This window comes from Caulobacter sp. FW305-C-30-S16 (assembly GCF_058783025.1).
Genome location: NZ_JBYSYH010000001.1, coordinates 1,272,279 through 1,298,766 on the forward strand (window position 1 = coordinate 1,272,279; position 26,488 = coordinate 1,298,766).

A 26,488-nucleotide genomic window follows, 5' to 3' on the forward strand; every position below is an offset into this window, starting at 1 on the left:
ACAAACCTGGGCCGCTCCTTCACGCCGCCCAGGCGGCGGCGAACTGGCGCAGCAGCGTGCGCGCCGGGCTCTCGGCCCGCGCCGCACCGGCGGCGAGCCGCACGAACAGATCTCCTTGCCGGTGGCCCTCGCGCGCCGGCAGACCCTCGCCCGGCAGGCGCACCAGCGCCCGGGCGGCGGCCTTGCGGCTGACCCAGACGGTGCGGGCGCCGCGCGGCGTGACCACGGCCAGGCGGCCGCCGTCGACCAGCACGGCCGGATCGACCCGGGTGGTGATCCACAGGTCATCGCCCCGGACGATGGCGCCCTCGCCGCGCACCACGACCTCGAACAGCTGGTCGCCGGCCCGCACCTTTTCGCCGGGCCGCATGCCCGCCGGCAGGCTGACCTTCAGCCGTCGGCCGTCGGTGGCCTCGGCCGTGACCGACCCGCCGAACACGGCGGTCTCGGGCGGAATGGTGATCACCAGCCGCGCCGGCGCGGCGGGGGCCGGCGGCGCGGGCAGGAAGGCGGCGGCCTCGGGATCCCCGCCCTTGAGGAAGCGATAGGCTTCCATGATCTCGCGGAAGGCGGCCGGATCGCCGCCCGGCCGGTCGGGGTGATTGCGCTTGGCGGCCTCACGGAAGGCGGCGCGCAGGGCGTGTTCGTCCGCCCCGGGTCCGACCCCGAGCCGTGCGCGCGCCCAACGCGCGGTCATCCTGCGCCCGTCCCCGGTCATGGCCGGCAAGGTGCACCGACACCGTCAATGGGCGGTTAAGCCTGAAACATTGTCGCGGGCGCGCTATATGAGCCCCCATGAGCGACAAGACCGACCTGATCCCGCCGTCTCCCGCCGAGGCCGACTACGTCAAACAGGTGACCGAGGCCGAGCCTCTGCCCCTGTTGCCCGAGGGCGACCCGATCACGCTGTTCGAGACCTGGCTGACGGCGGCGCACAAGTCCGAGCCCAACGACGGCAACGCCATGGCCCTGGCCACGGTGGACGAGGCGGGCATGCCGGACGTGCGGATGGTCCTGCTCAAGGATGTCGATGCCGACGGCTTCGTCTTCTACACCAACCTCGAAAGCGCCAAGGGCCGCGAGCTGGCGGCCAATCCGGTCGCCGCGCTGCTGTTCCACTGGAAGTCCCTGCGCCGTCAGGTGCGCGTGCGCGGGACGATCACGCCGGTCAGCGCCGCCGAGGCGGACGCCTATTTCGCCTCCCGCGCCCGCCACAGCCAGATCGGCGCCTGGGCCTCGGACCAGTCGCGGACGATGGAAGAGCCGCTGGCGCTGGGCAAACGGGTCGCCGAGGCCGGACTGCGCTTCGGCCTCGGCAAGGTGCCGCGCCCGCCTCACTGGTCCGGCTTCCGGCTGACGCCGCAATCGATCGAGTTCTGGCGCGACCGTCCGTTCCGACTGCACGAGCGACTGGTCTTCGACCATCAGGATGGCGGCGGCTGGACGACTAGGCGGCTCTTTCCCTGACGCCGTAACGGGCCAGGAAGGTTTCGACCGCCTCGGCCACGATCGTGTCGAGCGGTCGGACGGGCATCACATCGTCGCCGCCCACCAGACCCAGGATCAGGGTCGCGTGCTCGATCATGCCCTGGAACTGGCCGGCGGCCCACGAAGGCCGCTCAACGGCGATCTCGCCGCTCGCCTCGAGCGCCTTGAGAAGATCCAGCAGCGTCCCGCCCAGCTCCAGACGGCTGCGGGACTGGAAATGGTCGGCCAACTGCGGAAACCGCCGCCGCTCGGCGACCACCATCCGGAACGTCGCCCGGGCGGTCGGCGAGCAGTAGAATTCCGCGTAGGCCATGCCGAACGCGGTGAGCCGCGCGGCGGCGTCGCCGGCTACCGAGGTGGACTCGACCACCCGCGCGGAGATGTCGCCGATGGTCTCCTCGACCACGATGCGGAACAGCTCGGCCTTGCCGGGGAAGTGGGCGTAGAGGGTGGCGGTGGACACGCCCGCGTCGCGCGCGACCTGCTCCATGCCCGTGCTGGCGAAACCTTCACGTGTGAAGATCGTCCGGGCGGAGGTGAGAATGAGTTTGCGCTTTCGCTCGGACCGGTTCTCTCCCAAGGCTGACGTCGCCATGTACCCTCGAAAAACGCTGTTACCCACTCAGCCTATAGGCGAAAGAATCCGGGCGGCAAGACGCCGGGGCCCCAATTTGGGCCTAGCTGCGAAATGAATGCAGCAGAGGGTGGGCGAGAACCGGCGTCAGCAGCCGATCAAACTCGGTCGGATCATCCGGAACTACGGCGCCGCGACCGTCGGCGATGATGATGTCCGCCCGTGACCGTGAGGGCTCGATCAACCGCTCATGCGCCGGTCGAACGGTCGCCAGATACTGCTGGATCACCGAATCGGCGGTCCGGCCCCGCTGGGCCTGGTCGCGGATCAGCCGGCGGATGAACCGCACGTCGGGCGGGGTGTCGACATAGATCCGCAGGTCGAAAAGATCCGCCAGCGCCGGGGTGCACAGCAGGTGCGCGCCCTCGACGACGATCAGCGGCGCCGGCGCGATGGTCTCCAGCGACGGCAGGCGGCGGTGCGTCTCAAAACAGTAGAGCGGCGCATCCACGGTCTGGCCGGCTCGCAGCGCGGTCAGGTGCTGCGCCAGCAGGCCGTGATCCTTGGCGGTGACGTCGTCGAAGTCGAACGTGGCCGCCTCAAAGCCCGGCCGGCCGCCGAAATCGCCATAGTAGGCGTCCTCGATGACCAGCGTCACGGTTCCCGCCGGCAGCCGCGCCGCGAGCGCCGTGGCGAGGGTGCTCTTGCCCGATCCCGACCCGCCGGCGACGGCGATCAGCAGCGGGGCGGCGGCGGTCGGGACAGCGGCTTCACTCATGACGGCCTATCGGCCACAGCCGGCGCGGTTTGCCAACGGCAACATGGTGAATTTTCGCGCTTGGCTTGCCCCGCGTTGCCCGCGCGGCCCTGCGCGGCTAGGGTTGCTCCAGCAAGGAAACACTGGGGAGAGAGCGGGCATGCAGGGCCTGATGCAGCAGTCGGCGTTGACCGTCGACACGGTCCTGAATCACGCCAAACGGTGGCACGGCGACCGCGAGGTCGTGTCGCGATCGGTCGAGGGACCGATCGTGCGCGAGACCTATGCGCAGATGCACGACCGCGCCAAGCGGGTCTCCAACGCCCTGCTGGGCCTGGGCATTCGCCTCGGCGACCGGGTTGCGACCCTGGCCTGGAACACCGGCCGGCACATGGAAGCCTGGTACGGCATCATGGGCATCGGCGCGGTCTGTCACACGCTGAACCCGCGCCTGCATCCTGACCAGATCGCCTGGATCATCCGCCACGCCGAAGACCGCATCATCTTCGTCGACCTGACCTTCGTGCCGATTCTCGAGACGATCCTGGCCAACTGCCCGTCGGTCGAGCATGTGATCGTCTTCACCGACAGCCACCACATGACCCCGTTCCAGATCCGCGGCGTGCCGTCGATCAACTGGAAGGGCGCGCACACCTACGAAACCCTGGTCGAGGGCAGCCACGCCGACGTCGCCTGGGGCGGCTTCGACGAGAACACCGCCTGCGGCCTCTGCTACACCTCGGGCACGACGGGCGACCCCAAGGGCGTCCTCTACTCGCACCGCTCCAACTACATCCACACCCTGGTCGGGCTGCAGAGCGACGTGCTCGGCGTTTCGGCGCTGGATACGGTGCTGCCGGTGGTGCCGATGTTCCACGCCAACGCCTGGGGCATCGCCTTCGCGGCTCCGGCCGTCGGCGCCAAGCTGGTCATGCCGGGCTCGAAGATGGACGGCGAGTCGATCCACGAGCTCATCGAGACCGAGGGCGTGACCTTCTCAGCGGCCGTGCCCACCGTCTGGCAGATGCTGCTGCAGCATCTCGACAAAACGGGCGGAAAGCTCAGCAAACTCAAGCGCGTGGTGATCGGCGGCTCGGCCTGTCCGGAATCGATCATCCGCGGCTTCCACGACCGCTACGGCGTCGACGTGCTGCATGCATGGGGCATGACCGAGACCTCGCCGCTGGGCACCCTGGGTTCGCCCAACGCCCGCGTCGCCGGTCTCTCCTACGACGAGCGGATGGCCTACAAGCTCAAGCAGGGCCGCCCGCCGCTCGGGATCGACCTGAAGCTGACCGACGACGAAGGCCATGAGCTGCCGCACGATGCGCGCACCTTCGGCCACCTGATGGTCAAGGGCCCGTTCGTGGTCCGCGAGTACTTCAAGGGCGCCGGCGGCAACATCCTCGACAACGAGGGCTACTTCGACACGGGCGACGTCGCCACGATCGACCCCGAAGGCTTCATGCAGATCACCGACCGCGCCAAGGACGTGATCAAGTCCGGCGGCGAGTGGATCAGCACGATCGACATCGAGAATATCGCCATGGGCCACCCGAAGGTGGCGCTGGCGGCGGTCATCGGCATGCCGCATCCCAAGTGGGACGAGCGTCCGCTGCTGCTGATCAAGCTCAAGGACGGCGAGACGGCGACCAAGGAGGAGATGCTCCAGTTCCTCGTCGGCAAGATCGCCAAATGGTGGATGCCGGACGACGTGGCCTTCGTCGACGACATCCCGCTCGGCGCGACCGGCAAGATCGACAAGAAGCTGATCCGCGAGCGGATGAAGGACTATGTCCTGCCGTCCACGCCGGTCCTGGTCGCCACGACGGTGGCCGAACGCGCCGCGCCCGGCCCCGTGCTGCATGCGCCGGAGCCGCCCGAACCGTCCGCCCGCGCGCCGGAGGCTACCGCGGGAAAATCTGAGGCCCCGGCCAGCGTGGCTGCTGCCGTCGGGGCCAATGAACCCGTGGACGCCGAGTTTGAAGACAAGATCGTCACGCCCGTCTCCGCGCCTGCGGAACCGGATCCCGTGGTCGAGGAATCCCATGCCTGGTCGCCCTCGGAGCCCGAGGACGACGGTGATGTCCCGCCGCCGCTGCCCAGCATGCCGGACATGACCCCGGCCTCGGCCGGCGGCAAACCGGCCGCCGATGCGCCGCTGACGATGAAGGCGACGCCGGACAAGGGGCCGGCGCCGACGGGCAAGGCGCTGTTCTCCAGCGAGGAGGCGCCGCTCGCCTTCGCCCCCCTCCCGGGCGCGACGCGCAAGAAGACCGCGAAGGGCAAGTCGAAACCCGCCGCCAAGTCAGGCAAGGGGCCCGGCTTCGCCGCCCGTTATCTGGACTTCGCCCTGCTCGTGGCGCTCGCGCCGGCGGCCATGTGGCTGGTCGGGGCGCTGGCGGTGAAGTTCCAGGTGATCACGCCGCAGCAGGGCTTCGACGCCATGCTGATCCAGGGGCCGACCGAGTCGCTCGGCTGGGCCCCCGCGATCGCCCTGGTCGGGGTTCTGACAGGCATTATCGGCCTGCTCGTGGCGATCTTCGGCGGCTTCGCGAAGCTGTGGGGCAAGGCCTTCCTCGCCCTGCTGGTCACGGCCCTGACCTGGGGGGCGTTCATCGGCTTTGGCCTGTGGGACACCAGTCGCCCGCTGATCCACGACGTGGCCACCGACTGGAGTGAACCGCTGATGTTCTCGCCGACGGTCTTGCGGGACCGCGGTCCGGACGCCAATCCCGTCGATCCCTCGCCGATCCTGCCGCTCGGGTCGCGGGCCTACGCCGGTCGCCCGGTGGCGGAGGTCAACGCCGAGACCTGCCCCGCCGCACGGCCGGTGACGCTGGCGGCGGACGCCGCCAAGGCCTTTGCCCACGCCAAGTCGGCGCTCGAGGCGGCGGGCCTGTCGATCGTCACGGCCGACCCGTCCTCCGGCCGCATCGAGGCGACGGCGGTCAGCCTGCTTTATGGGTTCAAGGACGACGTCGTGGTCCGCGTCCGCCCGAGCGGCGCCGGCGCCCGTATCGACCTGCGCGCCGTGCGCCGCATCGGCGAGAGCGACATGGGCGCCAACTGCCGCCGCATCGGAACCCTGGCGACCGCGATCGCCGGCTAGCCGGAACGCCGGCTGCGAAGGCCGGAGAAATCAGCGCGCCGCGCTCAGCTATCGGTTGACTCCCGCCGCCCCCGCCGGAAACTGCCCGTCTGTCAGGCGGGGGTCTCATGCAAGTCCAGGGTAGCGAGTCGACGGGGGAGTCGGCCGGTGAATCGCTGACGTTCAGCGAGTCGATTGATACGCAGTCGTTCCTCGGCCTCAGCGTCAAGAATGGCCTGCTCAACCTCATCACGCTGACGCTCTACCGGTTCTGGGGGCGCACCGAGGTCCGCCGCCGCGTCTGGTCGCATATCAGCCTCAACGGCGAGGCCTTTGAATACACCGGAACGGGACGGGAGCTGTTCATCGGCTTTCTCATCGCTCTGTTCACCGTCGGCCTGCCGTTCCTGCTGGTCGTCGGCGGCGCGCAGTTCCTCGGCCCGGCGTTCGCGGTGCTGATCATCCTGCCGCTCTATCTGGCCCTGCCGGTGCTGCTGGGCGCGGCGATCTTCTTCGCCTTCCGCTACATGGCCAGCCGCACAGTCTGGCGCGGCGTGCGGTTCAGTCTCAAGGGTTCGCCGTGGGACTACGGCCTGTCGACGCTCGGCTATGGCCTGCTGACCGGCATCACCTTCGGCTGGTTCCAGCCGGCGGCCTCGATGCGGCTGGCGGAGAAGCTCTGGGGCAACCTTCGCTTCGGCGATCTGAAGGTCCGCTGGGCCCGCCGCGAGGACGAAGGTCTCTACGGCTGGTTCGCGCTGGGATGGGCCGGCGTCCTTGTCGGCTATTTCATCTTCGCCTTCGTGCTGGTCGGTTCGATGCTGGCCACCGGCGCCATGGCCGATCCGGAGAACCCGTCGGCGGGACCGTCGGCCATGTTCATGGCGATCACCTACGCCTGGGCGCTGGTGTTCGCGGTCTACGTCATGCTGATCTTCGCGCCGTACAACGCTGCGCTCCTGCGGGCGATCATCGGCTCGCTCAAGATCGGCGACGCGCGGTTCACCCTGAACCTCAAGGCGCTCGACCTGCTGGGCCTCACCGTCACGAACGTCCTGATGCTGATCTTCAGCTTCGGCCTGCTGTCGCCGTTCATCCAGGCGCGCACCGCCCGCTTCATGGTCCGCCGCCTGACGGCGTCCGGCCTGGCGCCGCTGGCGGACGCCAACCAGGCCGAGCGCGGACCCGGGTCCGGCGAGGGCATGGCTGACGCGTTCGGCTTCTCGCCGATCTGACGATGCAGGGCGACTACTACGACGGTCTGACATCAAGGAGGCGCCGGGTCGAGGTGACGGTCGCTGATGGCGACCTCATCGGCGAAGGCGACGGAGCGTCCTTTCGCTGGCCGCTGAAGGCCATCCGGATCCTCGGCGTCGAGGCCGGGCGCATCCGGCTGGCGCCCCGCAGCGGGGACGGGCGGCTGGTCCTTGACGTCGCCGAATGGGAGTCCGCCAGCGGCCAGTCGGTCAGGGCCGTCCGGCGCGCGAACCGCGACCGCGAGGGACGTCTGGTGGTCTGGCTGGCCGTTGCCGGCGTCATGCTGGCGGTAGGCATCTTCGTCGGCATTCCGATGGCCGCGCGGCCGCTCGCCCGGGCCACGCCGCCGGGCATCGAGGCCGACATGGGCCGCAACATGGCCAGCCAGCTGCAGGTGGCGCTCAAGCCCTGCACGGGCAACCCCGCCGGCCAGGCCAGCCTGAACGATCTGACGCGCCGTCTCACCCGTGACGTGGACATGCCCTTCGCGGTCCGGGTCATTCCGGTCCACGCGCCGATGGTCAACGCGTTCGCGCTTCCGGGCGGGACGATCCTCGTGACCGACGACCTGATCGCCGACGCCCGGTCGTCGGATGAACTGGCCGGCGTCCTGGCGCACGAGATCGCGCACATCGAAAAGCGCCACGTCATGGAGGCGGTCCTGCGGTCGCTCGGCCTCGGCCTGGTGCTCGACGCGGTGGTCGGCGGCGGGTCCGGGGCGGGCCAGCAGGCCGTGCTGCTGGCGAGCAGTTTCACCGAACAGCGCTACAGCCGCGGCCTGGAGCAGGAGGCTGACGAGCGCGCGTTCGAGCTGCTGGCGGCGAACCGGATCTCCACCGCCGGCATGGCCGCCTTCTTCGAACGACTGGCCGACAAGACCTCGCCGGACGGCGTCAACCGCGCCGCCGAGTGGTTCGCCACCCATCCGGACAGCGGCCGCCGGGCGACCGCGGCGCGCGCGCTGGCCAAAGCTGGCGTCCCGGCGATGACCCCGGCCGACTGGACCGCCGTGCGGCAGATGTGTCCGCTGTCGCCGAACAAACCCAAGCCGCCCTGGCCCCTGCGGCGCTAGCTCGCCAGCCGGTATTCGCTGTCCAGCGCGGGGGCGCCGTCGCACAGGACGCGGCCTTCCTTCACCAGCTGGACCATGTGGGCCATCACCGAATGGGCCGCCGCCGGGTGCAGCCGCGCGTCGACGGCCTTGTAGAGGTCGGTGACCATCGGCTTGATCTGCGTGTGGCCGCCGGCCAGCGCCGCCAGGATCTGCGCCTCGCGGGCGCGGCGATGGTCGATATAGGCCTGCACGAACGGGCCGGGCTCGGTGATCGGCGGGCCATGCGTCGGCCAGATGATCTCGAAGTTCCGCGCCTTCACCCGGTCCAGGCTGTCGAAGTAGTCGCCCATGTCGCCGTCGGGCGGACTGATCACCGTCGTCGACCAGCCCATGATGTGGTCGCCGGAGAACAGCGCGTTCTCCTCGTGCAGGGCGTAGCAGATGTGGTTGGAGGTGTGCCCCGGCGTCGGGATCGCCTCCATGGTCCAGTCGCCGCCGCTGAAGGTCCCGCCGTCGCACAGGCCGACGTCGGGCGTGAACACCCGGTCGTCGCCGGCTTCCAGCCGGACCTCGGCCTCGGTCGGGACGCCCTGCTGCGCGCAGGCGTAGATCGTCGCCCCGGTGCGCGCGGCCAGCGGCCGGGCCAGCGGCGAGTGGTCCATGTGGTTATGGGTGACGAAGATGTGGGTGATCGTCTCGCCGGCCGTGGCCGCCAGGATCGCCTCCAGGTGATCGTCCATGTCCGGGCCGGGATCGATCACGGCGACCTCGCCGTTGCCGATGATGTAGGTGCCGGTGCCCATGAAGGTGAACGGGCCCGGGTTGTTGGCCACGACCCTGCGGATCAGCGGCGTCAGCCGGTCACAGGCGCCGTACTCGAACGTGATGTCGCGGACGAACGGGATCATGCGCGGGCCTTTGCAGTGTCGGTTTCAATCATCGTCAGGAACGCCTTCGACAGGATCGCGATCGCCGCCAGTTTCTGCGGCCAGGGCAGGCGCAGCGGCGGCATGTCGGTCTTGTTGACGTCAACAATATACAGCCGCCCGTCGCCGCGATCCCGCAGGATATCCAGCCCGCCCCAGTCGAGCCGCATGGCGCCGCAGAATTGACCGATCATCGCCAGCTCCTGCGGCGAAAAGAGGTCCTCCGGCCGGTGCAGCGAAACCGAGCTGTTGTAGTTCGCGAACCGGTCCCGCACGGGCCGCCGCTTGATGAAGGTCAGCGCCGGCGCGCCGCCGACGCAAGGGGTGCGCAGATCGACGACATGCTCGCCGTCGACGGTGTCGATCACCCGCTGGTAGACCCGGCCGGGCAGGGCGGGGCAGGGGCATTGCACGATCCGCCCGTCATGGGCGCCGTTGCCCTCGCCCTTCTCGACGGCCGGGCCGGTCCAGGCCGCCGGGTCGAGCCGCAGCGGATAGCCGAACACGTCCTCGAAGACGCGGGCTACATGGCTCTTGGAGACATCGCCGCACTCGAAGTTGTAGCGCACCGGCAGGTCGCAGGCCGGCGCCTGGCCGACGGTTGTGTCCTCGAAATAGACGGCGGCGTCGGCGTCTCCGGGAGAGCGGGCGATCCTGACCCCGCCCCACAGGGCCGCCAGTCCCAGGAGATACCAGGGCCGGGGCGGGGCAGGCGCGAACCAGACCCTCGGTCCGGGCGTGACGGCGGAGGCCCAGAACCCCTTCAGCCGCACCGGGATATAGTAGGCGAGCCACAGCGCGATATCGCCCATCAGGCCGCGATCGATCGCCAGGTCCGCGCCGGTCGCGCGAACCTTCACCCTGCCACTCCCGAAGTGGAAATCGGACGTCCAGAGCGTCCCGGCCATGCAAACCTCTTGCCGCCCCCGCGGCTGCGTCGACGCCGTTAACTAGTGTAATTTGCATCACGGACAAACGACGGCTGCGTGACGGGACTGTGAACGCCCCGCGGCCCGGGACTTGCGCTGAGCCCCTCGTAACAACGGGGGAGAACGCCGGAATGGCGGCCGACGCAGCGATCTTTGTCTCAAAACGGCTCCAGCGCGCGGCCTTCGCCTTCCTGTGTCTCGTCGCGGCGCAACTGGTCCTGGCCAGCTGCGAGCCGGAGCCCTCGGCGATGGCGGCGCGGGTGACGCTCGGTGGGATCTGATCCTCTCCGCGCAGCGGGGAGGGGGACCATGCGGAGCATGGTGGAGGGGCGGCGCGGTCGTTCCCGGACAGTCATGAATACCGCTGCCGGCCGACGCCTGTGTTCAGGTCTAACGAGACGATCCGGTTCAGCCCCTCAGTCAGCCCCTGGCTGACAGCTCCCCGCGAGCGGGGAGCAAGGCCAATAAAGCCTACCCCAGCACGCCCGACAGGTCGTACCCGGCCTGCCGTCCCAGCGCCGCCAGGTCACTGCGTGACCGCACGCCCGACAGCGCCTGGCCGATCGACCAGGTGACGATCGAGCGCGTGCCGGACCGACAGAAGGCCAGCACCGGGCCGTCGGCGTCCTCGATAGCGATGCGATGGGCGGTGATCTGGTCGTCGTTGGGACTGCCCACGACCGGGATGTGCACATAGTCCATGCCGGCGGCGCGGGCGGCGGCTTCCATCTGCGCGCTGGTCGGCTGGTCCGGGACCTCGCCGTCGGGCCGGTTGTTGATCACCAGGGTGAAGCCCTGGGCGGCCGCGGCGGCCATGTCTTCGGGCGCGATCTGCGGGCTGACGGAAAAGTCATCGGTCACGCGGCGAAATTCAGTCATGTCGGGCTCATCCGGGATGGGGTTCGTTGACATCATTCAGGCCGGGTGGAAGTTTCGCAATGCCTTTGCGGTGAACGCCGCGCCAGTGAGCCGACGATGCTGCGTTTCCTGTTCCGCCGTCTCCTCGTGGCGATTCCCACGCTGCTGCTGGTGATCACCGTCGCCTTCTTCATGATGCGCGCGGCGCCGGGCAGTCCCTTCGTCAATGAGCGCCAGCTGTCGCCCGAGGTCGAGAAGGCGGTCATGGCCCAGTTCGGCATGGATCGCCCGCTGGCCGAGCAGTACGTGACCTACCTGAAGGGCGTCGTCGTCGGCGACTTCGGGCCGTCGCTGAAATACCGCGACAAGACGGTGCTCGAGATCCTCCAGGCCAACTACAAGGTCAGCCTCACCCTGGGCGGGCTGTCGATCCTGCTGGCGGCGATGGTCGGGATGTCGCTGGGGGTCATCGCCGCCCTGCGCCAGAACCGTGTCGCCGACTATCTGACCATGGGCGTCGCCATCCTCGGGGTCTGTATTCCGACCTTCGTCACCGCACCGCTGCTGGTGCTGGTGTTCGCCTCGAAGCTCGGCTGGCTGCCCACCGCGGGGTGGAATGACGGGGCGTTGGCCAACCTGATCCTGCCGATCACGGTTCTCGCCCTGCCGCAGATCGCCGTCATCTCCCGCCTCACGCGGGCCGGGATGATCGAGGTGCTGGGCTCCAACTACATCCGCACGGCCCGCGCCAAGGGCCTTCCCGAAACCCTGATCGTCCGCAAACACGCCCTGCGCGCGGCGATCATGCCGCTGGTCAGCTATCTCGGCCCGGCCGCCGCCGGCCTGCTGACCGGCTCGCTGGTGGTCGAGAAGATCTTCAACCTGCCGGGCCTGGGGAAGTTCTTCGTCAACAGCGCGCTGCAGCGCGACTACACGGTCGTGATGGGCATGGTGATCGTCTATGCCGTGCTGATCCTGGTTCTGAACCTGATCGCCGACATCCTTTATGCGGCGCTCGATCCGCGGGTGCGGCTGTCATGAGCGTCGTCGACATGATCCCCGGATCGCCGGAGCGCGCGGCGCTCCTGCAGAACGCGGTCAGGGGCCGCTCCCTCTGGGACGACGCCACGCGCCGCCTACTGCGCAACAAGGCCGCCGTCACCGGCATGCTCGTGCTGGCGGTGATGGTGGTCCTGGCGGTCGTCGGCCCCTGGCTGATCCCCTACGACTACGACACGGTCACCAAGACCGACGTCTGGATGGGTCCGCTGCAAAGCGGACACCTGCTCGGAACCGACTCGCTCGGCCGCGACCTGGCCGCCCGGCTGCTGGCGGGGCTGGGCGTCTCGCTGGCGATCGGCGTGGTGGCGACCAGCGTGTCGCTGGTCATCGGCGTCCTGTGGGGCGCGGTGGCCGGCTATCTGGGCGGCCGGATCGACGAGATCATGATGCGGATCGTCGACACCCTCTATTCGCTGCCCTTCATCTTCTTCGTCATCCTGCTGATGGTGACGTTCGGCCGGAACATCTTCCTGATCTTCCTCGCCATCGGCGCGGTCGAGTGGCTGACCATGTCGCGGATCGTGCGCGGCCAGACGCTGTCGCTGAAGAGCAAGGAGTTCATCGAGGCCGCGCGCGCCGCGGGCCTCTCCTCGGGCCAGATCATCCTGCGCCACATCGTGCCCAACCTGCTGGGGCCGGTGGTGATCTATGTGACCCTGACGATCCCCGCGGTGATCATCGCCGAGAGCTTCCTGTCGTTCCTCGGCCTGGGCGTGCAGCCGCCGATGGCCTCGCTGGGAACCCTGATCGCCACCGGCGCCCAGGACATGGAGATGGCGCCCTGGCTGCTCATTTTCCCGTCGCTGACGATGGTCGTGACCCTGATGGCCTTCAACTTCATCGGCGACGGCCTGCGCGACGCGCTCGACCCGAAGGACCGATAGTGGCCCGCCCCGTCCATAGCCGCGCGTCAGTTGTCGCGGCGAACCCGGATCTGACGCTGGCCGTCGATCTTCATGAAGTAGCTGCCCATGGCCGCGGTGCGGATCTCGACGGTCGAGCCGTGCTGCGGGTCCTTGAAGATCGACTTGGCGTCGATCTGCCGCCAGACGGCGCCGTCGGCCAGCTTGATCACCCACTTGCCGGTGGCGTCCATCCGCGCGGAATCGACGGTGGCGGTGATCCGGTCCAGCTCCTCGGGCGCCGCATCGCGCGTCATGAAGGACGGCATGACGAAGTTGAAGCCGAACGCGGCGCGGCGCGCCTCGCGCACCTGTTGCCGGTCGACCACGACGACGTCGCCGGACTTCTCGGCCGCGTCGAGCGAAGCGGTCGCTGCATCGTAGCAGGCCAGCCGTTGGGCCGGGTCCGCCTGCTGGCGGCAGTCGACGACAGCCTGCAGTTGCGCGGCGCGGCCCTTGGGGGCGTCGGCGGCCGTCGCAGCGCCGGCCAGGGCGAGGGTCGCCGCGCCGGCGGCCAGGGCGATGCCGGTAACCCGGCGCAGGACGAACGATGACATGGGTGACTCCCGAAAGATTTCAGCCGCCATTGAAGGGCCGGGCCGCATGATCCGCAATCTCTTCCTTGCGGGCGTCGTCGCGCTGGGTCTGTCGTCGTGCGGCCAGTCGGCTCCGTCGCGCCCCGCCTGTCCGCCGGGCAAGGTCTGTCTGCAGTACGGCAACCTGTCCGAACCCCAGACCCTGGACCCGCAGCTGTCGACCGGCACCTGGGAAGACCGCATCCAGAGCGACCTGCTCATCGGCCTCAGCCAGTCCGATCCCGAGGGCAAGCCGATCCCGGGCATGGCCGAGCGGTGGGATATCACCCCGGACGGCCTGGTCTGGACCTTCCATCTGCGCGAGGCGAAGTGGTCCGACGGCGTGCCGGTGACGGCCGACGACTTCGTCTACTCCTTCCGCCGACTGCTCGATCCGAAGACGGGGTCCGAATACGCTTCGGTCTTCTTCCTCGTGAAGGGCGCGCGGGCGGTCAACGAGGGCAAGGCTCCACTCGAGAGCCTCGGCGTCACGGCGCTGGACGCCCGCACCCTGCGGGTCGAGCTGAACCACCCCGCGCCCTACCTGATCGAGCTGGCCAAGCACCACACGATGTATCCGGTGCCCAAACATGTCGTGGAGCGCTGGGGCCAGGACTGGATCAAGCCCGAACACTTCGTCGGCAATGGTCCCTACATCCTCAAGGAGGTCCGGCTCGGCAACTACGTCCGCTCGGTGAAGAACCCGCTGTTCTGGGATGCGGCCAGCGTCTGCGTCGACGAGGTCTACTACTACCCCACGACCGACTCGATCTCGGCCGAGCGACGGGTGGCGCGTGGCGAACTGGATGTGAACGCCGACATCCAGTCCAACCGGATCGCGTTCGTCCGCGAAACGATGCCCGGCTACGCCCGGACCAACACCTGGCTCGGCGTGGTGTATCTGGCGTTCAACAACAATCCCCGGAGCGGCTACCCGCCCTTCCGCGACAAACGGGTGCGGCAGGCTCTGGCCATGTCGATCGACAGCGACTTCATCACCGGCCGCCTGCTGCGCGGCGGTCAGTTGCCGGCCAGGACCCTGGTGCCGCCGGGGGTGGCCAACTACAGCGGCGCTCGCCCGGCCTACTGGGCGGCCTGGCCGCTGGAGCGGCGCAAGGCCGAGGCCCGGCGCCTGCTGGCCGCGGCCGGCTATGGCCCGAAGCGACCGCTGAAGCTGGAGATCAAGCAGCGCAACACGCCCGATCCGATGCTGTTCATGCCGGTGATCCAGGCGGACTGGAAGGACATCGGGGTCCAGGTCACCCTGGCCCAGCAGGAGGCCCAGATCGCCTACGCCGACTACCGGGCCCGCGCCTTCCAGGTGGCCGATGCGTCGTGGATCGCGGACTACAACGACCCGACCAGCTTCCTGGACCTCCAGCGGTCGTTCTACGGCCCGCAGAACTACGGCGATTACAACAACCCCGAGTTCGACCGTCTGATGGCGCTGGCGGACAACGAGCCCGACGTCGTGCGCCGGGCGGCGCTCATGGCCGAGGCGGAGCACATCATGCTCGAGGACGCCCCGATCGCCCCGGTCTACTTCCTGGTGAACAAGAATCTCGTACGGCCCGAGATCACCGGCTGGGTCGACAATCTGCTCGACCACCATCGCACCCGCTGGCTGTGCATGAAGCCGACGGCGCGCTAACGGCTCGCCCGCTGACAGGTTGCCGATTCGCCACAGGGGCGAATTGCGGGTCGGAATTGGCTGGCGAAGGTCTCGTGGCCGCGAATCCGGGCCTCATTTCAGCCGCGGCGGCGTCGTGCTGTTGCCAAAGTGCGACATTGTGGCGGCTGTCTCGTGACGGTCCTGTAATGATCGTTGACCGTCCAGAAAGCGGAGAGCAAGGATCGTCGTAACCGGGCGTGTAATGCGCCCGGATGCCTATTCGTCCAGATTTTAGAGGGGGCGCGCTACCGGACCACCCGGAGTGTCGCTGAACCGGAGGGAATAAGTTGAGGCTCCAAACCACGCGCGGTCGCCTGCTGGCGTCCACCATCATCTGCGGTGCGGCTCTCGCCGTTGCTGCTCCTGCCTTCGCGCAGGAAACCACGGTTGAGGCCGTGACCATCACCGGTTCGCGCATTCCGCAACCGAACCTGGTCGGCACCAGCCCGGTGACCCAGGTGACGTCGGAAGACATCTCCGTCGCCGGCGTGACGAAGGTCGAAGACCTCATCAACTCGCTGCCGCAAGCCTTCGCGGCGCAGAACTCCTCGGTCTCCAACGGCGCCTCGGGCACCGCGACAGTCGACCTGCGCGGCATCGGTTCGGTCCGCACCCTGGTGCTGATCGACGGTCGTCGTCTTCCCTACGGTTCGCCGAACGATCCCGCCGCCGACCTGAACCAGATCCCGGGCGGCATGGTTGAGCGCGTTGAAGTGCTCACCGGCGGCGCCTCGGCCGTTTACGGTTCGGACGCCATCGCCGGCGTCGTGAACTTCATCATGAAGAAGGACTTCGAAGGCGTTCAGATCGACGCCCAGTACTCCTTCTACCAGCACCACAACGACTTCGACGGCGTGGGCAACATCCGCAACGTCGTGGCCGCTCGCGCCGCGACCAACCCCTCGCAGTTCGCCCTGCCCGACGCCAACGTGACCGACGGCTACGGCAAGGAAGTCACGATGCTGATCGGCGTGAACGCGCCGGACGACCGTGGCAACCTGACCGCCTACGTCACCTACCGCACCGACGACGCGATCTCGCAAGCCGACCGCGACTTCTCGGCCTGCTCGCTGGGCACGACCGAACAGGTCCTCGGCGGCGTCCAGAGCTTCCGCTGCGGCGGTTCGGGCACGTCCTACCCGGGCTCGTTCACGAACTTCGGGGGCGGTACGGCTGCCTGGAACTACACGGTCGACAGCGCCACGGGGAACACCTTCCGTCCCTTCAACGCGGGTACCGACCAGTACAACTTCGGCCCGATCAACTACTTCCAGCGGCCGGACGAGCGTTATTCGCTCGGCGCGATGGGCCACTACGAAATCAACGAACACTTCGACGTGTTCACCCAGCTGATGTTCACGGACTACTCGACGGTCGCCCAGATCGCTCCGTCCGGTAACTTCTTCAGCACCAACAGCATCAGCTGCGACAACCCGCTCTTGTCGGCCCAGCAGGTCAACGCGATCTGTAACGTCGACCTCGTCGCCGACGTTCTGGACGATCCCACCACCCCGCTGGTCAACGAACTGGATCCGGCGACGATCGGTGCGCAGGTCTGCGCCGATCCCGACCCTCTGACGCCGGGCAACCAGTGCTCATCGCCGTTCTACATCGCCCGTCGTAACGTTGAAGGCGGCGGTCGTCAGGACGACCTGCGCTACCAGTCGTTCCGCGGCGTCATCGGCACGCGCGGCACCCTGGTCGACGGCTGGAACTACGACTTCTCGGCCCAGTACAGCCGCGTGCAGCTGTCGCGCGTCTATCGCAACGACTTCTCGGTCACGCGCCTCGGCCGTGCGCTGGACGTCGTTGACGTCGCCGGCACCCCGACCTGCCGTTCGGTGGTCAACGGAACCGATCCGAACTGCGTGCCCTACGACATCTTCACGCTCGGCAACGTGACCCAGGCCGCCCTGGACTACCTGCAAGTCCCGGGTATTCAGACCGCCGCCACCACGCAGCAAGTCGTGACCTTCGCGGTCAACGGCGACCTGGGCGGCATGGGCCTGCAAAGCCCGTACGCCGACCGTCCGGTCGCGGTCGCAGGCGGTGTCGAATACCGTCGCGAAGCCCTGGTTTCGGACACCGACAACGCCTTCTCGACCGGCGACCTCGCCGGTCAGGGCGGCCCGACCATCGGTCTCGCCGGCACCACCGAGAACTACGACCTCTTCGCCGAAGTCGTGATCCCGCTGGCCGAAGGCAAGCCGATGGCTGAACTGCTGTCGGTCGAAGCCGCCTATCGCTTCTCCGACTACGGCAGCGGCATCAACACCGACACCTACAAGCTCGCCGGTGACTGGGCTCCGACCAGCGACGTCCGCTTCCGCGCCAGCTTCCAACGCGCCGTCCGCGCGCCGAACGTCATCGAACTGTTCACGGCCCAGGGCCTTGGCCTGTTCGACATCGACGGCGATCCCTGCGGTCCGGTGACGGCTGGCGTGATCCAGGCGACCCTGGCCCAGTGCCAGGCGACCGGCGTCAGCGCGGGTCAATGGCGTACGGCTGGTCTGACCAGCCCCGCCGGCCAGTACCAGAACCTCAATGGTGGTAACCCGAACCTGGATCCGGAATCGGCCGACACCTACACCTACGGCGTGGTGTTCACCCCGAGCTTCCTGCCGGGCTTCAGCCTGTCGGTCGACTACTACAGCATCGAAGTGACGGACCTGATCAGCTCGGTTGGCGCCGCCAACACGCTGGACTCCTGCTACGGCGACAACGACGCGGTTTCCTGCGCCAAGATCAAGCGCAGCGCCGGTGGCCAGATCTGGGTCGGCGGTGGTTACGTTGAAGACTTCAACGTCAACATCGGTGGTCTTGAAGTGTCGGGCATCGATATCGTGTCCAACTACCGCTTCAACCTCGACGCCCTCGGCATGGAAGACCTGGGCTCGGTGTCCCTCAACTTCGTGGGCTCGATCCTCGAAAAGAACGACACCGATCCGGGCGCTGGCCAGGCGATCGACGAGTGCGCCGGCAAGTACGGCAACGACTGCGGCACGCCGAAGCCCGAGTGGCGTCACCGCGCCCGCGCGACCTGGGAAACCCCCTGGGATGCGTCGGTCTCGCTGACCTGGCGCTACATTGGCGAGGTGCACCTGCAAGCCCCCGTCAGCGCTCGCATCGACTACAACTTCGAAGCCGAGAACTACTTCGACCTCTCGGCCAACTGGGAAGTCCTGGACGGCGTGAGCGTCCGCGGCGGTGTCAACAACCTGTTCGACAACGATCCGCAACTCTCGCGCTCGGTCGGCACGACCGGTAACGGCAACACCTACCCGCAGACGTACGACTCCTTCGGTCGCTACATCTTCATGGGTGTGACGCTCGACTTCTAAGGCCCACAAAGCCTTCGAAAGAATTGGGGCGGCGGACTTCGGTCCGCCGCCCTTTTTCTTTGCCTTCTGGCCTTCCCCTCCCGCCCCTCGTTCTTTCCTCTCCCGTGAGGGAGAGGGGGACCAGCCGAAGGCTGGTGGAGTGGGAGGCGCGGTGTTGGCCGGGACGTCCGGATCGACAGCGCGCGCCTGTCCGCCACCGAGCGTCCCTCACCACCATGCTTCGCATGGTCCCCCTCTCCCAAGTGGGAGAGGACGCCGCGCCCTATCTGCCGATCCCCGCCCCCAACCCCCTGAAATCCCTCACCTCCGCTCGGGCTACCCCGCCGCGCCGAACAATCTCCCCGTCGCCCCGCCAACCCGCCCCCATACTCACCTCATCCCGCTGCAGGGGAGGGCGCCTCGGCCAGGCGATCCGATGCGGCGGCGGGGTGGAGTTCGAGCGGGAAGCATCGACGGCGCCAGTCGTTCAGGTCCCTCCTTCGCCGGCCAGGGGCCAGGCGGGAGACCAGACCGGGACGGCCCCTGGCCGGAGGCGCGGCAGGTGAGCGGGGGTTACGCTCACGGTCCGGGGACGGCTTCGCCGCCGCCCGCCCGCCGGAGGCGACTGCCGGTAAAGCCCTAAGAGGGCTGCCTGCCGGCTGCTCCCGGATAACGGACTTCGCGGCGCGCGACGGCCTTGGCCTTCTCAGACCCTCTACACCCCCTCAGCACCCGCTGAGGCCCGAGCGCGCCGCGCCCTCCCGACCTTCACCCACCGTGAGGGCGCGAAGCCGTGCTCCGAACGCGCGGGGACATGTACCGAAGGTACGTGTCCCCTAAACCAGCCGCTCGATTGGGGGACACGTACCTGCGGTACATGTCCCCGAAGCCCCCGCCCCGGCCAACGAAAAAGGGCGGGGATTGCTCCCCGCCCTTTCCGTCGTTTTGTCCGCTGTGACGCGGGGTGGGGTCAGAGCCCGCCTGGGCCGCATTCGGTGCGGAGGTAGGCTTCCACCGCGTTCAGCACCATGGCGGTCTGGCCGGCTTCCCAGCGGTTGTACTGGTGGCCCATGTCCGGGATGGCCAGGTACTTGTACGGCTTGCCGGCGGCCCGCAGGGCCGCGACGAACCGCTCCGACTCCCCGATCGGCACCGTGACGTCACGGTCGCCGTGGTACAGGAAGATCGGGATCGAGACCTCGGGGCCGTGATCGACGGGCGACAGGCCCTGGATCGACGGACGCTGCAGTTCCCGACCAATCCGGCTCTGGTTGACCAGTTCGCGGAAGCGGTCGATCGAGGCGACGCCCGCGCCGGCGATGGCGCACTGGTACAGGCCGTTGGGCCGCACCGAGGCCGCCATGGCCGCATAGCCGCCGTAGGAGTAGCCGTGCATGGCGACCCGGTCCGGAGCGGCGATGCCCTGGGCGATCAGCCATTTCACGCCGTCGTCCTTGTCGTCCTGCATCTTGCCGCCCCATTCGGCGTCGCCGGCGCGCCAGAGCTTCTGACCCCAGCCGTCGGAGCCGCGGTACTGCGGCTGCAGCACGGCGTAGCCGCGCGAGGCGAAGTACTGCACCCAGCCGGAACCGTCCCAGCCCATGCCGTCCCGGGCCCACGGGCCGCCGTGCGGCACGATGATCGTCGGGTAGGGGCCCGCGCCGTACAGTTCCGGGCGCGGGGTGGTCAGGAAGCCCGGGATCAGCAAGCCGTCACGCGCCGGATACTGGATCAGGCGGGTGTCGCCGAGCGCGGCGGTGTTCAGCCAGGGACGCTGCGCGCCGAGCTTGGTCAGCTTCGCGCCGTCGGTCAGCAGATAGTACTCCGGCGGCTGGCGCGGGCCGGACTTGACGACGATCACGTACTTCATGTCGTCGGACCAGTCGGTGATGGTCGCGTCAGCGCCGTCGCCGGTGGAGAAGCGGGCCTTTTCGCCGGTGGCGATGTCGGTCCAGGCGACGGGAACGGTGGTGATGCCGAGCGCCTGACGCAGGCCCTTGGCGATCGCCTTCATCTTCTCGTCGACCCAGTAGACCTTGCCGGTCTCGCCTTCGTAGGCGAAGCCGAGGATCGCGCCGTAGTTGGCCGCCGCGGAGGACTGGATCACGTCGCTGGCGTCGAACAGCTTGATCTCGAAGATCGGCTCGAGGAACTTCTTGGCGGCGATGTCGTATTCAAACACCGCCGTCTTGTCGCGGCCGGCGTTGGTTCGCACGTAGATGATGTTGGGGTCTTCGCTGAAGCCCACGATCTCCTTGGGTTCGCGGTCGGCGGCGAACCAGCGGAAGTGCTCTTCCCACTGGTCGTTGGCCGGATTGCGGATCCACTGGGCGACGTAGACCTTGCCGTTCTCGAAATCGACGGACTGGCGGGCGCGGATTTCACCCTTCAGGTCGACCTGTTCGCCGCCGAACTTCTCCGAGCCGGTGCCGACCTTCTTGCGGCTGCCCGAATAGAGGTCCAGCAGGTAGAAGTTGGCGTCTTCATAGCTCTGGATGAGGATGTTGCGCGGGTCGCGCGGCAGGGTCGAGACCACGCCGGCGTTCGGGCCGGTGGTCTGGTCGGTGGTGCCCAGCGCGTTGCGCCAGACCTTGCCTTCAAGGTCGGTGGTGAAGAAGCGGAACAGGTGGGTCTTGTTCGAGCCCGACGTGATCGTCTGGCGAACCGAGATCCGGATCCGGTCGTTCTTCAGGAAGCCAACGCCCATGCATTTGGAGCGATCGCCGCAGCCGAGATTGACCGGCGGCTTGTCCATCGCGTCGGTGCTCCAGATGGAGACGTAGACGTTGACGCCATCGGGCGAAACCAGCGCCGCCAGGTGCTTGCCGTCGGGCGACAGGCTGACATTGCTGATGGCCGATTCGCGGTCGAAGTCGGCCGCGCTGGGCGGCGCGGCTGCGGGCGCCTGGGCCTGGCCGGGCGCGGCCGCGGCAAGCCCGAGCAGCGAAATCGCGGCGGCGAGACAGAAGGAACGGAGTTTCGGCGTCACGGTGACCCCTCGAAGCTGGTTTTCGCTCGCCCGTCACGGGAAACATTCCCCGATGACGTAAGGTATGGTGGCGAAGCGCGGCCGACAGACGGCCAATCGGCGGCTAATCTAGCCGCTTCAGCGGTTTCGCCAAGCTGATCTTGCCTTTCCCTTTTTGTAAGCATTTTCGGCAGGCCATGCCCGCTCAGGGGGAAACTGTGGCGGGATTGTTACGCCGGGATGGCTATGGGGCGAAATTGCGTCAACATTCTTGTCGGGGGCGCCGAAGCTGCTAGTTTCGCCGTACCGCGCGGGATTGTATCCCGTGGCCGGCCGTCTCTCGGCCGCTGAATCATCGGGTTACTGGGGATTTAAAACCAAATGCTGGACCGCAAGCTTCTCCTGGGCACGACCGTGATCGCTGGCTTCGCCGCCGCGCTCGCCGTCGCCACGCCCACTGTGTCGTTCGCTCAGACGACGCCTCCCGCCACCACGGCTGACGACGAAGACGACACCGAAGTCGAAGCCCTGGTCGTCACCGGCTCGCGCATCAAGCGCTCTGAATTCACCAGCCCGGCCCCGATCCAGGTGATCACCGCCGAGTCCTCGACGCTCGAAGGTCTGGTCGACACGACCGAGATCCTCCAGCAGTCGACGCTGGCCAGCGGCTCGTTCCAGGTCAACAACATGCTGACCGGCTTCGTCGTCGACGGCGGCCCCGGCGTGAACACGATCTCGCTGCGCGGCCTCGGCGCCACGCGCACCCTGGTTCTGCTGAACGGCCGTCGCGTCGGTCCCGCCGGCGTGCGCGGCACGGTCGGCCCGGTCGACCTGAACGTCATCCCGAACTCCTCGATCGAGCGCGTCGAAATCCTGAAGGACGGCGCTTCGTCGATCTACGGCTCCGACGCCGTGGCCGGCGTGGTCAACATCATCACCAAGTCGAACCTGGACGGCGGCGAACTCTCGGCCTTCTACAAGGCCGGTGAAGAGCAGGGCGGCGAGTACCTCCGCTTCAACGGCGTCTGGGGCAAGACCTTCGACCGCGGCTTCGTGACGATCTCGGCCGACTACTCGGAACAGAAGGCCCTGCGCCGCAGCGACCGCGACAACCTGTCCTGTTCGTCGGACTATCTGCTCCGCGCTTCGAACATGACCCGGATCGATTACCTCGGTCTGGACGGCAACCCGAAGTGCTACAACGTCATCAACAACGTGTTCGACTTTCCGCAGTTCTACGGCGGCTTCTTCCAGTACCGTGACCCGGCGCTGGCCGGCGTCTATCCGGTGACCGCCACGTCGCTGCCGGATCCCGCCCGTTTCGGCGGCGGTCTCGCCGCCCAGCTGATCCGTTCGGCTCGCGCCGGCATCGCCGATACGTTCCCGTACGCCAACTACGACAGCCCCTATGACCAGCAGCGCACGGTCATCAGCCCGGTCAAGCGCTCGACGCTGTTCGGCACGTTCGGCTACGACATCACCCCGGGCGCCGAGCTCTACGGTGAATTCCTCTACAACCGCCGCGAGTCGCAGCAGGACAGCGTTCGTCAGCTGTTCCCCAGCGTCGTCGCCAACAACCCGAACAACGCCGTCTTCGCCACGACGGGCCTGACCGACCGCGGCATCATGCGGCCGATCATCGCGATCCCGTACAGCTTCTCGCAGGAAATCGACTACACCCGCGGCGTGATCGGCCTGCGCGGCACCTTCGACGGCGCCTTCCTGAACAACTGGGACTGGGACCTGTTCTACCAGTTCTCGCGTTCGGACGGTGAGTACACCGGCGACATCGTCTACAACGACCGCGTGCTCGCCACGACCGCGACGGCTTCGGCCTGCGACAACACCCTGATCACGCTCTCCAACGGCCTGCCGGGCGGCAACTGCTCGACCCTGCCGGTCGGCGGTATCCCCTGGTACACCTCGCGGGTCATCTCGGGCAACTTCACGGCCGCCGAGCGTGCGTTCCTGTTCGCGACCGAAACCGGCACCACCACCTACGACCAGGACCTGGTCGAAGGCAGCATCTCCGGTGACCTGTTCACCCTGCCGGCCGGTCCGGTGGGCGCCGCCATCGGCTTCCAATGGCGCAAGGAAGCGATCGACGACACGCCTGGCATCACGTCGCAGACCTACAACATCTGGGGCCTGACCTCGGCCGGCCGTACGGCGGGTGACGACACCATCAAGGAAGTCTTCGCCGAGTTCGCGATCCCGGTCGCCAAGGGCATGCCGGGCATTGAGAGCCTCGATCTGTCGCTGTCGGGCCGTTACACCGACTACGCCAGCTACGGCTCCAACAGCACCTACAAGGTCGGCCTCAACTGGCAGGTCGTTCCGGCCTTCCGCGCCCGCGCCACCTACGGCACCTCGTTCCGCGCCCCGGCGCTGTACGAGCAATACCTCGGCGACCAAACGGGCTTCCTGGGCCAGACCTCGGTCGACCCCTGCATCCAGTGGCAGAACAGCACCGACCCGATCCTGCAGTTCAACTGCGGCACCAACCCTGCGGGTCCGATGCTTCCGTCTGGCTACGGCGGCGGCACCAACGGTTCGGCGCTCATCTACTCGGGCGGCGGCGCCGGTCTGAAGGCTGAAGAGTCCAAGGCCTACACCCTGGGCGTGATCTGGACCCCCAGCTTCATCGACCTCAACGTGGCCATCGACTACTTCGACATCTCGCTGACCGACTCGGTGACCAAGTTCGGCGCCGGCAACGTTGTTGAGCAGTGCTACTCGCGCACCAGCTTCCCGACGAACTACTTCTGCACGCAGTTCACCCGCGGCGGCGCCGGCATCAACTTCGGCATCACCGAAGTGCATGACGACTACATCAACATCGCCGAAGAGAAGAACCGCGGTATCGACCTGACCGTTCGTTACCAGCACGAATTCGACCTCGGTCGACTGACGCTGGACGGTCAGTTCACCTGGCAGCTCGGCACGACCACCCAGCTGCAAACCAGCGTCGCTGCCGACGACTACAACGGTACGACGTTCGGCTACGACGGTCCGGACTTCACCGGCCAGCTCGGCGCGCGTTTCGACAGCGGTGACTGGACGTTCAACTGGGCGACCGACCTGATCGGCAAGGGCTCCGACACCCCCGAGTACGGTGGCGACGTGTTCCCGAGCACCCGCTACGGAACCAGCGTGTACTACAAGCAGTACACCGAGTTCACGGCGTACCACGACATCTCGGTCCGTCGTAAGTTCGACACCTGGACCGTGGTCGGCGGCATCACGAACCTGTTCGACGAGCGGGCTCCGTCCCAGTCGGCCGGCCAGTTCCGCCTCGGCAATGCGGCCCTCAACGGCTACGACCTGGTTGGACGCAGCCTCTTCGTGAACGTGTCCAAGAAGTGGTAATCTGATCTCATCAGAGACCTGAACGGGGCGGCGGAGGAAACTCCGCCGCCCTTTTCTTTTGGGCGGAGGACAGATAGGCCAGAGCCATGTCCGCCCCGACCGCCTCCTTGATCGACAAGGCCTTGCAGCACTACGGGCGCGGCCAGGCGCGCGAGGCGCACGGCCTCTGCCTCCAGGCGCTGCGGATCGATCCAAAGGCCGGCGCCGCCTATGCCCTGCTGGGCCGGATCGCCGCCGACCAACGGGTCTTTGACCAGGCCATCGACCTGCTTCAACGCGCGCTGGCGATCGACCCGCGTCAAGCGGCCTGGGGCGCCGATCTCGCGCGCAGCCTGATCGGTCTGAACCGCGAAGGCCCCGCCCTGATCGCCGCGAAACAGGCGCTGGCGCTGGGCCCGACGCAGGCACAGACATTCGATACCCTCGGCGTGGTGTTCAGCCGCGTCGGCCACCAGGCGGAAGCGGCCGTCTGCTTCCGCGCGGCCCACCGGCACGCGCCGACCCATCCTGGCTACCTGCTCAACCTCGGCTGGGCCGAGCAGTTTCTCGGCGACCTGGCCGCCGCCGAGCAGGCCTGGCGGCGCTGCGTCACGCTGGAGCCCGACAACGACCGGGCCATCTCGGCGCTGGTCCAGATGGTCACCCAGACGCGCGAGGACCACTTCATCCCGACTCTGGAGCGGCTGTTCGCGGGCGCCGGCGGAGATGCCGAGCGGCGGCTGCGGATCGGTCACGCGCTTGCCAAGACTTACGAGGACCAGGGCGAGCCGCTGGCGTCCTTCGACTGGCTGCTCCGGGCCAAGGCCGCGCGTGCGGCCGCCGCCACCACGCTGCCTGCGTGGCAGGACGCCCTGTTCGCCGCGGCGCGCGCCACGGCGCCCCGGCCTGCGACCGCGTCGGCGGGGTATCCCTCAAGCGAGCCGGTCTTCGTCTTCGGCCTCCCCCGCAGCGGCACCACCCTGGTCGAACGGATCATCACCAGCCACCCCTCGGTCATCTCCGCGGGAGAGCCGATGGATCTGGCGATCCTCACTCGCCGACTGGCCGGCGCGCCGACGCGGGAGCTGATCGACGGCCCGACGCTTGCGGCGGCGTCCTCAGCGGACCTGTCGCGGCTGGGCGCTGACTATGTCGCAGCGATCCGGGCGCGCCACCCCGGGCAGGGTCGCTTCACGGACAAGCTGCCGCTCAACTTCCTCTACGCCGGACTGATCCATGCGGCCTTGCCGAACGCCCGCATGGTCTGTCTGCGCCGCCACCCGGTGGACAGCTGCCTTGCGATCTTCCGCCAGATCTTCTCGACCGGGTTCGCCTACTACGACTGGGTCTATTCGCTGGAGGCCACGGCGCGCTTCTACCTGGCGTTCGACGGCCTGGTCGCCCACTGGCGGGAGACCCTGCCGGCCGACCGGTTCCTCGAAGTATCCTACGAGGACGTCGTCGCCGACCAGGAAGGCCAGGCGCGGGCGCTGCTGGCCTGGCTCGACCTGCCCTGGACCGATGCGGCGCTGACCTTCCACGAGAACGCCGCGCCCGTGGCGACGGCCAGCGCCGCCCAGGTCCGCAAGCCGGTCTACGCCAGCTCCGTCGGCCGCTGGAAACGCTACGGCGACCGGCTGAAGCCGCTGACCGACATCCTGATCGCCGGCGGCGTCATGTCGGCCGCCGAGCTGGAGGGCTAGACCC

Annotated in this window: 19 protein-coding genes; 11 read left to right on the forward strand and 8 right to left on the reverse strand. The window is 68.0% G+C overall.

Annotation, left to right across the window (positions count from 1 at the left end; translation table 11 throughout):
- Positions 1-19: 19 nt before the first annotated feature.
- Positions 20-697, reverse strand: a complete 678-nt coding sequence (locus AC3WJT_RS06305) for a DnaJ C-terminal domain-containing protein (protein ID WP_492342214.1) — start codon at positions 695-697, stop codon at positions 20-22.
- Between the two features lie 98 nt (positions 698-795).
- On the opposite strand from AC3WJT_RS06305, the gene pdxH reads away from it, so the two are divergent.
- On the forward strand, positions 796-1,467 hold the full coding sequence (gene pdxH / locus AC3WJT_RS06310) for a pyridoxamine 5'-phosphate oxidase (protein WP_492342215.1): 672 nt from the start codon (positions 796-798) through the stop codon (positions 1,465-1,467).
- Here the strand turns inward: pdxH and AC3WJT_RS06315 are convergent.
- Entirely contained in the window at positions 1,448-2,083 is a 636-nt protein-coding gene (locus tag AC3WJT_RS06315) for a TetR/AcrR family transcriptional regulator (protein WP_492342216.1), read from the reverse strand. The two genes, pdxH and AC3WJT_RS06315, sit on opposite strands and share 20 nt — an antisense overlap.
- A gap of 82 nt (positions 2,084-2,165) precedes the next feature.
- Positions 2,166-2,840: a uridine kinase gene (gene udk / locus AC3WJT_RS06320; protein WP_492342217.1), complete on the reverse strand. Its 675-nt coding sequence runs from the start codon at positions 2,838-2,840 to the stop codon at positions 2,166-2,168.
- 139 nt (positions 2,841-2,979) lie between these two features.
- On the opposite strand from udk, the gene AC3WJT_RS06325 reads away from it, so the two are divergent.
- The 3 genes from AC3WJT_RS06325 to AC3WJT_RS06335 all read left to right on the forward strand — a co-directional run bounded on the left by AC3WJT_RS06325 (position 2,980) and on the right by AC3WJT_RS06335 (position 8,239).
- A complete protein-coding gene (locus AC3WJT_RS06325; protein WP_492342218.1) occupies positions 2,980-5,931 on the forward strand; it encodes a long-chain-fatty-acid--CoA ligase in 2,952 nt (983 codons plus the stop codon).
- A 107-nt stretch (positions 5,932-6,038) separates the two neighbouring features.
- Positions 6,039-7,145, forward strand: a complete 1,107-nt coding sequence (locus AC3WJT_RS06330; protein ID WP_492342219.1) for a YjgN family protein — start codon at positions 6,039-6,041, stop codon at positions 7,143-7,145.
- Positions 7,146-7,147: 2 nt separating this feature from the next.
- Entirely contained in the window at positions 7,148-8,239 is a 1,092-nt protein-coding gene (locus AC3WJT_RS06335) for a M48 family metallopeptidase (RefSeq protein WP_492342220.1), read from the forward strand.
- On the opposite strand, the gene AC3WJT_RS06340 is transcribed toward AC3WJT_RS06335, so the two are convergent.
- Positions 8,236-9,129 carry an MBL fold metallo-hydrolase gene (locus AC3WJT_RS06340; protein WP_492342221.1) on the reverse strand — a complete coding sequence of 298 codons (894 nt, stop codon included), beginning with the start codon at positions 9,127-9,129 and terminating at the stop codon, positions 8,236-8,238. The genes AC3WJT_RS06335 and AC3WJT_RS06340 overlap by 4 nt on opposite strands.
- Positions 9,126-10,055: a hypothetical protein gene (locus AC3WJT_RS06345; protein WP_492342222.1), complete on the reverse strand. Its 930-nt coding sequence runs from the start codon at positions 10,053-10,055 to the stop codon at positions 9,126-9,128. Before AC3WJT_RS06345 ends, AC3WJT_RS06340 begins: the two co-directional genes overlap by 4 nt.
- 152 nt (positions 10,056-10,207) lie before the next feature.
- Here AC3WJT_RS06345 and AC3WJT_RS06350 point away from each other — a divergent pair, with 152 nt between their 5' ends.
- A complete protein-coding gene (locus tag AC3WJT_RS06350) occupies positions 10,208-10,357 on the forward strand; it encodes a hypothetical protein (protein ID WP_492342223.1) in 150 nt (49 codons plus the stop codon).
- A 190-nt stretch (positions 10,358-10,547) separates the two neighbouring features.
- On the opposite strand, the gene AC3WJT_RS06355 is transcribed toward AC3WJT_RS06350, so the two are convergent.
- Complete coding sequence (locus AC3WJT_RS06355; RefSeq protein ID WP_492342224.1) at positions 10,548-10,955, reverse strand: protein tyrosine phosphatase family protein; 408 nt, start codon at positions 10,953-10,955, stop codon at positions 10,548-10,550.
- Between the two features lie 96 nt (positions 10,956-11,051).
- Here AC3WJT_RS06355 and oppB point away from each other — a divergent pair, with 96 nt between their 5' ends.
- Positions 11,052-11,975 (forward strand): oligopeptide ABC transporter permease OppB, encoded by a 924-nt coding sequence (gene oppB / locus AC3WJT_RS06360; RefSeq protein ID WP_492342225.1) that lies wholly within the window; start codon positions 11,052-11,054, stop codon positions 11,973-11,975.
- Positions 11,972-12,880 carry an ABC transporter permease gene (locus AC3WJT_RS06365; protein WP_492342226.1) on the forward strand — a complete coding sequence of 303 codons (909 nt, stop codon included), beginning with the start codon at positions 11,972-11,974 and terminating at the stop codon, positions 12,878-12,880. Before oppB ends, AC3WJT_RS06365 begins: the two co-directional genes overlap by 4 nt.
- Positions 12,881-12,906: 26 nt before the next feature.
- Here AC3WJT_RS06365 and AC3WJT_RS06370 read toward each other — a convergent pair whose 3' ends face one another.
- Entirely contained in the window at positions 12,907-13,455 is a 549-nt protein-coding gene (locus AC3WJT_RS06370) for a hypothetical protein (RefSeq protein WP_492342227.1), read from the reverse strand.
- A gap of 46 nt (positions 13,456-13,501) precedes the next feature.
- On the opposite strand from AC3WJT_RS06370, the gene AC3WJT_RS06375 reads away from it, so the two are divergent.
- Together AC3WJT_RS06375 and AC3WJT_RS06380 are read left to right on the forward strand one after the other, a co-directional pair.
- Entirely contained in the window at positions 13,502-15,124 is a 1,623-nt protein-coding gene (locus tag AC3WJT_RS06375; RefSeq protein ID WP_492342228.1) for a peptide ABC transporter substrate-binding protein, read from the forward strand.
- Positions 15,125-15,432: 308 nt separating this feature from the next.
- On the forward strand, positions 15,433-18,486 hold the full coding sequence (locus AC3WJT_RS06380; RefSeq protein WP_492342229.1) for a TonB-dependent receptor plug domain-containing protein: 3,054 nt from the start codon (positions 15,433-15,435) through the stop codon (positions 18,484-18,486).
- Between the two features lie 949 nt (positions 18,487-19,435).
- Here the strand turns inward: AC3WJT_RS06380 and AC3WJT_RS06385 are convergent.
- On the reverse strand, positions 19,436-21,454 hold the full coding sequence (locus AC3WJT_RS06385) for an alpha/beta hydrolase family protein (RefSeq protein ID WP_492342230.1): 2,019 nt from the start codon (positions 21,452-21,454) through the stop codon (positions 19,436-19,438).
- Between the two features lie 360 nt (positions 21,455-21,814).
- Between AC3WJT_RS06385 and AC3WJT_RS06390 the strand changes: the two genes are divergently transcribed.
- Entirely contained in the window at positions 21,815-24,802 is a 2,988-nt protein-coding gene (locus AC3WJT_RS06390; RefSeq protein WP_492342231.1) for a TonB-dependent receptor plug domain-containing protein, read from the forward strand.
- Between the two features lie 86 nt (positions 24,803-24,888).
- Positions 24,889-26,484, forward strand: a complete 1,596-nt coding sequence (locus tag AC3WJT_RS06395; protein WP_492342232.1) for a sulfotransferase family protein — start codon at positions 24,889-24,891, stop codon at positions 26,482-26,484.
- Positions 26,485-26,488 lie beyond the last annotated feature (4 nt).